Raw genomic sequence first — 5140 nt, 5'->3', positions numbered from 1 at the left:
AAGCCACAGCTTGCACCGTGTTTCCCAGAACCGGGATGCCCCAGTCCTGCGTATCCGGTCTTAGCATTCGTTTCCGAATGTTATCCCGGTCTTATGGGCAGGTTGCCTACGTGTTACTCACCCGTCCGCCGCTAACCTTCTTGAGTAGCAAGCTACTCAAGAAGATCCGCTCGACTTGCATGTATTAGGCACGCCGCCAGCGTTCGTCCTGAGCCAGGATCAAACTCTCCATAAAGGTAAACCTTTTTGAAGAACCTTGAAGGCTCGTTCTGTACTGCTGGTTTGTCTCGCAGAACCGAAGTTCCGCTCGACGATTTATTTCCATTTACGCTCGATGTTCAGTTTTCAAGGAACAAGTTGTGAATCTCTTATTTCTTGCTTGTCCGCTCCGTTTCCGAAGCAGGAATTACATCTTACCGCATTCCGCCGACCGTTGCAACCCACAATGTTTTCCAGTTTGTCGAGCATTCTTACGAGCACTCGTTCATTCCGGAGTCATGCAGCTCGCAGTGCTTCAGCGGCGCGAGAAATAATGTACCATAAACGCAAGAGAGAATGCAACAGGTATTATCTGCCATTTGTCATTCTCTCTTCTACACCTATGTGTATCGCCACGCACAATGCGCTTTTTCCCCTCGCCTTATATCGTATCGATGAATCGCTCCAGCTCATTCGCCATCGTGAACAGGCTTGCCCGATTCTCAAACTCCTCGCGGGTCTGCGGAAGCGGCAATTGCTTGTGGTACTCCCGAATCGTGCGCAGCTTGTCGTTCAGTTCGCCCGACTTGTCCGGCTGGCGCAGCTGCTCGCTTAACTGGATGACGAAGTCGCCGATGCGGTTGCTCTGCTCCATCTGCGCCGTAATCCGGGACACCATGGGGAGCATTCTCTCGAGCAGGTGATATTGCCGCCGCTTGTTCTCGAAGAAGATCCCGTAATCGTTGCGCTTGTCGATCGTTCGATGATTCTCGGCGTCGAGGGCCGCAACGGACCTGGCTTTGGCGAGAGTGTCCTCCAACAGCAGCAATTCCTTGCCATCCCATAGCGTATAGCCGCTCTTGAGATAATTGGCGATCTCGAGCAGAATCGCGCTGATAAGCCGTTCCGTCTCCTCCTGGTACTTGACGAGCACCCGGTCGATGCTGGGCATATACCAGTTCACGAGCAAGGCAACCCCGAGACCGATCACCACAATCAAGAATTCGTTTAGGAAGAAGGAGGCTTCAACCTTCCCGTGCATATAGACGTGCATCATAATGACGGCGCTGCTCGCGATGCCTTCCTGGATCTTAAAGCGCACGACCAGCGGGATAAACAGCAAGAGCAGCACGAGAAAAGAATAAGCGTGATACCCGATCAGCTCGAAGATCCCCGTGGAGATAAACATCCCGCCCAAGCAAGCGAAGAATCGGCTGACCGCCGCTTGGATGGATCTTTTCCTGGATTTCTGGACGCACAGCAGCGTAAGGATACCTGCGGAAGCGAAATTCTGCAGCCCAAGAAGCTCCCCGAGCAGAACCGAGATACTGACCCCAACCGCCGTCTTGATCGTTCGAAAACCTATTTTCAGCATGAGTTCATTCCCCAGTTTCGCCTTAACAAACGTTGCCAATCACCTATGGATTATGAACTTATTCGCTCCTTCGCGTCAAGGATCTGCATCACAGCATCTCTCTCAGCCATTCGAAAGACCGCCTACCGTTCACTTCATGCACGCCGGGGAATAAATCGTAAGCGAGATGGTCCTCCGCCCCCTCAGAGCGATAGAGCCGGCGAAGCTCCCGAACGGCCTTCTCAAAACCGTGAGCCGGGAAAATCGGATCGCGGTCGCCGGATTCGAGAAACAGCGGCCTTGGCGCAAGCAAGCCGATCAGCTCCGGAAGCTCGGCCGTCTGCAGAATGCCGGGCGTGTAGTTGCAGATGCAATGATGAACGGCAATAATGCTGTCTTTGAACGTATTTGGAAAACCGATCAGCACCGCCGCGCGAATCCTTTCCTCGAGAGCAGCCGCAACATACGAGAGAAGGGCGCCGCCGGAGAAGCCGACGATACCGATTCGCTCGGCGTCTACCTCCACCCTCCCGGCGAGATAGTCGAACGCTCCACACAGCTCGGCCACCCTTAGACCGGTAAGCGTCTTGCCTGCCATCAGCAGCTGCGTCGCCAACCGATAGCAGGAATTCGACGGTGGCGGGTTGGCGTTCAAGTCGACCTGCAGCATTCTTTCTCCGAATCCGATCACGTCGGGAGCGATAACGGCCATTCCTTTGTCTACTAGCTGAAGCGCGAAATGACGATAACCGTCGCTCTCTCCGGTATCGGGCGTTCCGTCCGGATTCAAGCCGCAGATCTGACGACTGCCGTAGCCATGTCCGTGTACGGCTAGAACCGCGGGCAGCTTGCCGGTCTTGCCCTTGGGGAGAAGAACATACGAGGCGAAGGCTAATCCATCTACGATGGAGAGCTCGACCCTCTCTCTTATGTAATCCTCGAATTCGACCCTCTCCAAAAGCTTAACGCTTCGTTGCTCCACAAGACGAAATTCGCCTAAGGACTCTCTTAATTCGCGTATGAGCCGGCCGCGATGCTCCGATATCGTCTCGGCCTCTTGTCGTACCTTGCGATTATCCGCCGTCTCCTCATAGAGGGCCTCGAGAAAATCATCGCCTCTCCGCATGCCTTTCCCCCCATTGTGTTCGACTTCGCCTAGCAGTTCTAGATTAATGGACCCCCATTCAAAAAGGAAGCAGATTCGCTCTGCTTCCCTTCGCATCGTCTTATTCGATTAAACAATTCCTGCGAACGCCAGGTCGAGATTCGTTCCGCCGCAATCCGGACGGCTTCCGTGCACGACCTCCAGCTCGAAATGGTGGATACCGGAAGGCAGATCGTCGAAGAGAACCTCCAGCTTAAGCCAGCCGCTTGGTCCGCACCAATCCGGACGCTCGCGGTTCGACGTCGTCCATTCGCCACCGTCGACGCGGTAACGGAATTCCGCCGAACGCTTGCCGAAGTCGAAGGCCAGCGCTAGAACCGTTCCTTCGAAGTCGAAGCTGAGCTTGGAACCGACGGCGAACGTCGACAGCGCGTGATCGATCCATTGCAGGTTTACCCAACGCCGAACCGTCCACGGCCCTTCCGTGCGGATATCCTCGAACGGGACGAAGCGCGCGTTCTGCCAATGCCCCTCCGTCAGCGGAGCCGGCAATTCCTTGGGAGCAGCCGCCTCTGAGGAAGCTGGCACATTGCTTAAAAGTTCCTCTTGAAGAAAACCGATCACGCTTGTTCCATAGCTGAAGCTTCCTCGCTGCGTCGGGTGCAGGCCGTCCGGGAGCCATTCCTCCCACTGCAGGATTCCTCTCCGAACTTCGTTCAGGGCATGCAGGCCCATCCACACCGAGCTAAGCCCGTAATGCTCGGCGAGAGCTTCGAATTCCGCGATGCTGTGCGGGACTCGCCCATTCATCATATCCTCGTACATGTCCTGGTTGTACGTATAAACGAGGACGACATCGCGCGTGCCATCCGCCAGAAGCTGCCGAAGCAATCCTTCTCTTGTCTTGTTGCGGCGCTCGGTCGGCACTTCCCAGTCATTGACGGCGAATTCCACGAATACCAAGTCGCATCCGGGATCGATCAGATCGCGCTTGGCCCGGAATACGGCAAGATCGCTTCCCGTTGCGCCGATTCCCGCATTCTCCACCGTGATTCTGGCTTGAGGGAATTGATCCGCCAGCCACCGAGTGACAGGCTCCGGCCAGTTGTGGCCTGGACGTGCGTCCGTAATCGAGCCCCCGATGAATCCGACCGTCAATCGACGGTTCTCCAGCTGCGCTTTCGTATGCCGAAGCGGGCCTCTTCTGTTAACTACACTTGGTTGCAGGGTTTGAGTCATTCTATCGTACCTCCGGTCGTCGACTTCATTCTCACGATATAATCATCGCGTTCGGCGAACCGGCTGTCAACGGAATGAATTGTCCTCCATTGTCTTGAAACCGCCTAACAAGGTTCAGAACGGTTTGAAAACCATAAGCAGGATTAGCACGAATGCCGCCAAATGAGAGATTCCTTCGAGCTTCGCGGACTGTCTGCCCAGAACGAGATAAGCTTCCGGGAGTTCTTCTCCCTGAACTCCTTCCAGCGCTGCGAGCTGTTTCTTCATATTCTTGGGAAGCATGCCTGCCACTATGAATTGCACGGCGAGATAAATGACGATGGAACCGATGAACCACACTTCTTTGAAAAGCCAGGTCTCTAGCAATCCCATCACAATCCCGGAGATCAGCAGCAGAATGCTTCCCGCCTTCGGGAGCACCTCCAGCTTGTGAAGAAGGTTCAGAACGAACTTCGCTTGGCTTACCGTCTTGGCGCTCTTGGCCACGATCGGGAAGCCGAACGCGGCGCCCAATCCCATGACGGCCGCGACCAGATGGACGAATAACACGTACGTGTACATCGTATTTCCTCCATATTCTCATAAGGTAAAAGAAATCTCTTCAAAGATAACACAATTAATTAGCCCTTTATGTCATATTTTGTAGATTTTACATCTATTTTTTATTTGCAATAGGAAGCGCATCATCAAGGAAAGCACAAAAAAAGCACCCATTGCTGGGTGCTCTTCTCTTGGCTTGGCAACTTCCTACTCTCCCAGGACCCTGCGGTCCAAGTACCATCGGCGTTAGAGGGCTTAACGGTCGTGTTCGAGATGGGTACGCGTGGAACCCCTCTGCCATCATCACCAAACCATGTTTAGGTGTCCAAGGCTTGCGCCTTGATAACCGGATACGAAACGAGTTAGCGTTCACGATTTAACGTAAAATTAGAATCTTCCTGCCTGTGTGGCTTATTAGGATAAGCCCTCGACCGATTAGTACTCGTCAGCTACACACATTGCTGTGCTTACACCCCGAGCCTATCAACCTCGTGTTCTCCAAGGGGTCTTACATACTGGGAAATCTCATCTTGAGGCGGGCTTCGCGCTTAGATGCTTTCAGCGCTTATCCCTCCCGCACTTGGCTACCCAGCGATGCTCCTGGCGGAACAACTGGTACACCAGCGGTGCGTCCATCCCGGTCCTCTCGTACTAAGGACAGCCCCTCTCAAATTTCCTACGCCCGCGACAGATAGGGACCGAAC

At 54.2% G+C, this 5140-nt stretch carries 4 protein-coding genes and 3 rRNA genes; all 7 read right to left on the bottom strand.

All coding sequences use genetic code 11. The features are described 5' to 3' along the window. Positions 1–235: ribosomal RNA gene (locus tag ELR57_RS27670) — 16S ribosomal RNA — on the bottom strand; the annotation flags it as partial. Between the two features lie 405 nt (positions 236–640). Further along, positions 641–1573, bottom strand: coding sequence for an aromatic acid exporter family protein (locus ELR57_RS27665; RefSeq protein ID WP_126963077.1), 933 nt, complete (start codon positions 1571–1573; stop codon positions 641–643). An 88-nt stretch (positions 1574–1661) separates the two neighbouring features. Further along, positions 1662–2678, bottom strand: coding sequence for a dienelactone hydrolase family protein (locus tag ELR57_RS27660; protein ID WP_126963076.1), 1017 nt, complete (start codon positions 2676–2678; stop codon positions 1662–1664). 108 nt (positions 2679–2786) lie between these two features. Next, entirely contained in the window at positions 2787–3896 is a 1110-nt protein-coding gene (locus tag ELR57_RS27655) for an SGNH/GDSL hydrolase family protein (protein ID WP_126963075.1), read from the bottom strand. Between the two features lie 114 nt (positions 3897–4010). Continuing rightward, positions 4011–4457, bottom strand: coding sequence for a DUF2269 family protein (locus ELR57_RS27650; protein WP_126963074.1), 447 nt, complete (start codon positions 4455–4457; stop codon positions 4011–4013). A 173-nt stretch (positions 4458–4630) separates the two neighbouring features. After that, a 5S ribosomal RNA gene (gene rrf, locus ELR57_RS27645) occupies positions 4631–4747 on the bottom strand. A gap of 104 nt (positions 4748–4851) precedes the next feature. Next, positions 4852–5140 (bottom strand): 23S ribosomal RNA (locus tag ELR57_RS27640); the annotation flags it as partial.

It is taken from the genome of Cohnella sp. AR92 (assembly GCF_003990975.1).
In the GTDB taxonomy this organism is placed as follows: Bacteria; Bacillota; Bacilli; order Paenibacillales; family Paenibacillaceae; genus Cohnella.
This window is presented reverse-complemented; position numbering and strand designations above follow the sequence as displayed.